This is a genomic window from Desulfocicer niacini, from assembly GCF_054657595.1.
The window spans coordinates 1-581 of sequence record NZ_BAAHYK010000171.1 but is presented as its reverse complement, the minus strand read 5'-3'; the positions used below and the strand labels follow the sequence as shown (position 1 = coordinate 581).

Below are 581 nucleotides of genomic sequence, written 5' to 3'. Positions count from 1 at the left end.
TCCCACGTTTCAAGAGCTTGATGAAGTCGCCAAACGAACTTGAGCAAAGTTGCCTCAGAAATAACCGATCCGATCATGGCTGCTATTTGTTTTTGGACCCGATTAAGAGCAACCATTTGGCTGATTATCAAATGGATCGCAAAAGCCTTGAGTCCATTGCCGTACTGCAGAGTCCCGGGCATGTCCTTTGGGAAAGCCCCTTTTACCGTTGCCGTGCAGTTGGGACACTGTTTTATTTCGGCATCAATATGCTCTACAACTTTTTCAAAAACGATGTCTATTTTTGTTCGTCGTTCATGGTCACTACAGGGCGTTTGGTCCAGTGAAACACCACAAACATCACATGTCTCAGCTTTAGTAATGGTGACAGTTTCTTTCGTACGGGTGTTGTTGACCTCACCACTTACTTTTTTACCTTTGCCCTTGCTTTTAGGATTAGATTTAGCAGTTTCATCTTTTGGCGTTTGTGAAGAAGGCAGGCTTGAATTTTTGCTGTTTTTACGAGTTTTCTTCTCCAAAAACACAGTCAGTATCAATTCCACAACAAGCAGCATACTATTCATTATTGCCTGTATCTCAGG

General features: G+C 42.7%; 1 protein-coding gene. It reads right to left on the bottom strand.

The genetic code is table 11. The annotated features are described in order from the left end of the window. A partial coding sequence (locus ACYQ2M_RS25235; RefSeq protein WP_459919165.1) for a hypothetical protein occupies window positions 1-563 on the bottom strand: 563 nt, incomplete at its 3' end. Window positions 564-581 lie beyond the last annotated feature (18 nt).